We start from the raw sequence: 3,393 nt of genomic DNA, 5'->3' as shown, positions 1-3,393 counted from the left end.
ACGCCTTTGTCGCCCCCACCGCGCTGAGCCCGGACAACCGCACCCTGTACTCGGCCAACCTGTTCTACTCGCGCGGCACCTACGGCGAGCGCACCGACGTGCTGGTGGCCTGGGACACCCAGACCTTGCGCCCGCAATGGGAAGTGGTGCTGCCCACCAAGCGCGCCTCGACGCTCACTGAGAAGTACGCCATGGGCGTCAGCGCCGACAGCAAGCTGGCTTACGTCTTCAACCTCACGCCGTCGACCTCGGTGACCGTGGTCAATACCCAGACGCACAAGGTCGCCAGCGAAGTCGCCATCAGCGGCTGCGTGCTCAACTACCCGGTCGGCAAACGCAGCTTCGCCTCGCTGTGCGGTGACGGCCAGCTATTGGTGGTGACGCTGGATGACGAAGGCAAAGAGGTCTCGCGCACCCAGACGCCCTTCTTCGACCCGAACAAGGTCCGCCTGAACGAGCGCGCCATCGCCAATGGCGACACCTACTACTTCACCACCACCCACGGCGAGGTGTACCCGGTGAGCTTCGAAGGGGGCAAGGCCAAGCCGCAGCCCACCTGGTCGCTGGTCAGTGACCAGGAGCGCCAGCAAGGCTGGGCACCGGGTGGCTGGCAAGCCCTGGCCCTGGCGCCGGGCCTGAACCGCTTGTATGCGCTGATGCATGACCAGCACACCGATGGCAAATGGGAAGACCCGAGTACCACCATCTGGGCCTTCGACCTGAAGACCGGCAAAAAACTCGGCACCCTCGACTCACCCAAGCCGGTCTGGAGCCTGCAGGCAAGCCATGACCAGGCGCCCATCCTGGTGGCCACCGACCTGGAAGGCGGCGTGCAGTTCTTCGACCTGACCACAGGCAAGCACAGCGGTGCCATGGACCAGATCGCCGACACACCAGTGCTTACCTTCGCCCCTTGGTAAACAGGAGACCCGACCATGCTCGACCCTGTCCTCGTGATTGCCAGCAGCACAGCCCTGGCGGCGCTGCTGGCCAGCGCCGCCAGCCACAAGCTGCGCGACCGGCGCGCCTTCAGCGCCATCGTGCGCGCCTACCAGGTGCTGCCCTCGCCCCTGGCCCCCGCCGCCACGGCAAGCCTGGCGCTGGCTGAGCTGGCCCTGGCGCTGGCCCTGCTATTGCCCGCCTGGCGCGCCAGCGCAGCGCTGGGGGTAGCCCTGCTGATGGCGCTGTATGCCGGCGCCATCGGCGTCAACCTCTGGCGCGGGCGCCGCGACATCGATTGCGGCTGTTCAGGCCCCGGCGCCACCCAGCCCCTGCGCCCGGTGTTGTTGCTGCGCAACCTGGTGATCGCCGTGCTGGCCGGCCTGGCGGCATTGCCCATGGCAGAGCGCGCACTCGGTGGCCTGGATATTTTCGTGGTGATCGCGGCAAGTGCCGTGGCGCTGCTGCTTCATGTCGCGGTGGATGGCCTGCTGGCCAACCAGCCGCGTCTTGCCAAATTGACGGGGAGATAACCCATGCAACTGCTCATCGCATCGAACATTCTGCTCTGGCTGCTGCTGATTGCAGTGGCCTTCACGGTCATGGCCCTGGTGCGCCAGATCGGCGTGCTGCATGGCCGTATCGCCCCGGCCGGGGCGCTGATGGTGGACAAAGGCGTAACCGTCAACGACCCCGCCCCACAGGTGACCGCCGCCGACCGCCACGGCCGCCCGGTGAACATCGGCTACCACAGCGAGCGTTCGCAGTTGCTGTTCTTCCTTGCCCCTGGCTGCCCGGTGTGCAAATCGCTGCTGCCGGCGGTCAAGTCGATCGCCAAGGACAACAGCGGCGCGCTGGACGTGATCTATGTCAGCGACGGTGATTTCGCCGAACAGCAAGCGCTGATCGAAGCCAACGATTTGCAGCAGGCCACCTACGTGGTCGGCCCCGAGATCGGCATGACCTACCAGATCGGCAAGCTGCCCTACGCCGTGTTGATCGACCAGGCCGGCACCCTGCGCGCCAAGGGCCTGGTCAACTCCCGCGAGCACCTGGACAGCCTGTTCGAGGCCGTGCACCTGGGCAGCGCCAGCCTGCAGCAGTACCTGCACGGCAACCACGCGCATGGCCACGACCACGACCACGCCCACCCACACAGCGCGCAGCACTGATCGCGGAGCACACCATGAGTTTTCTCGACAAACTGTTTGAACGCTCCAGCCGCCACGTTGCCGACACCACCTCACGGCGCAAGGTGTTGGCGCGCCTGGGCTCGCTGATCGTCGCGGGCGCGGCGCTACCGGTGCTGCTGCCGATCGACCGCACCGCCAAGGCGCTGGCCGCCGAGCAACCGAAGATGGGTGACCCTGGCGACCCGACCAGCTGCGACTACTGGCGCAACTGCTCGATCGACGGCTTTCTGTGCTCGTGCTGCGGCGGCTCGATCACTTCATGCCCGCCCGGTACCGATGCCTCGCTGGTGACCTGGATCGGCACCTGCCGCAACCCGGCCGACGGCAAGAACTACATCATCTCGTACAACGATTGCTGCGGTAAGCACGCCTGCGGCCAGTGCGCCTGCTCGCGCAACGACGATGAACAGCCGTTGTATCGGCCCTTCAACAACAACGACATCAACTGGTGCCTGGGTGCGGAGTCGAAGATCTACAACTGCACCGTGACCATCATCCGCGGCGTGGCGGTATAGCGCCGTGAAGGGTCTGACGGCGCTGTTGCTCCTGTGCCTGCTGGCGCCCGTCGCCCAGGCCAGGACCCTGCCCAACCCCAACCAGCGCCCGGCACAGGGTAACGAGGTGCCACCGGTGCCGATTGCCCAGGCCGGGTACTCGGTGCCGGTGAACTACCAGTTGCAGTGCGCCGGCTGCCACCGGGACCACGGCGAGGGCTCGGCGGCCAACGACACGCCGCGCATGCAGGGGTTTGTCGGCAACTTTCTGAGGGTACCGGGTGGGCGCGAGTTTCTGGTGCGGGTGCCGGGGATTTCACAGTCGGCGCTCAACGATCAGCAGATAGCCGATTTGCTGAACTGGCTACTGGCGCGGGACGGGATGGCTGGCAACAGTTCACCCGAGCAATGGCCACCGTACAGCGGCGAAGAGGTGCGCCGGGTGCGCCAGAGCAGCATGCTCAACCTGCCGGATGTGCGGGGCGGGTTGATTGACGCGATGCGGGCCGAGGGGATTGTTATTGGGGATGGGCTTGGGCGCTGAATTGTGGTTGTTTTGGTGGGGGTTCGCCATGACGGTTCTAGCGCCTGTGAGATCGAGCGCCGCCCGCGCGGCGCATCGCGACGCAAGGCCGCTCCTACATCTGTTTCGGGCCAATTATTCCTGAGGGATTGGCGCGCGGCCCCTTGGTGCCCGCCTCAATATCGCGTCGTACAAACAAGGCGGTCGCGCGCAAATGCCACTGGCCTCACTGGCCCGAAACAAA

The 3,393-nt window shown here is 66.0% G+C and carries 5 protein-coding genes; all 5 read left to right on the top strand.

Translation table 11 applies throughout. The features are described from left to right. Nucleotides 1–920, top strand: a 920-nt coding sequence (locus NP534_RS26270) for an amine dehydrogenase large subunit (RefSeq protein WP_274100664.1), incomplete at its 5' end; no start/stop codon positions are given. A gap of 15 nt (nucleotides 921–935) precedes the next feature. After that, nucleotides 936–1,472: a MauE/DoxX family redox-associated membrane protein gene (locus NP534_RS26265; protein WP_047583774.1), complete on the top strand. Its 537-nt coding sequence runs from the start codon at nucleotides 936–938 to the stop codon at nucleotides 1,470–1,472. A 3-nt stretch (nucleotides 1,473–1,475) separates the two neighbouring features. Beyond that, complete coding sequence (gene mauD, locus NP534_RS26260) at nucleotides 1,476–2,111, top strand: methylamine dehydrogenase accessory protein MauD (protein WP_274100663.1); 636 nt, start codon at nucleotides 1,476–1,478, stop codon at nucleotides 2,109–2,111. Between the two features lie 14 nt (nucleotides 2,112–2,125). Further along, nucleotides 2,126–2,647, top strand: a complete 522-nt coding sequence (locus NP534_RS26255; RefSeq protein WP_027595339.1) for a methylamine dehydrogenase light chain — start codon at nucleotides 2,126–2,128, stop codon at nucleotides 2,645–2,647. 4 nt (nucleotides 2,648–2,651) lie between these two features. Further along, nucleotides 2,652–3,170 carry a cytochrome c gene (locus tag NP534_RS26250; protein WP_033698713.1) on the top strand — a complete coding sequence of 173 codons (519 nt, stop codon included), beginning with the start codon at nucleotides 2,652–2,654 and terminating at the stop codon, nucleotides 3,168–3,170. Nucleotides 3,171–3,393: the final 223 nt, after the last annotated feature.

It is taken from the genome of Pseudomonas sp. 39004, assembly GCF_028682155.1.
Lineage (GTDB): Bacteria > Pseudomonadota > Gammaproteobacteria > Pseudomonadales > Pseudomonadaceae > Aquipseudomonas > Aquipseudomonas capeferrum.
This window is presented reverse-complemented; position numbering and strand designations above follow the sequence as displayed.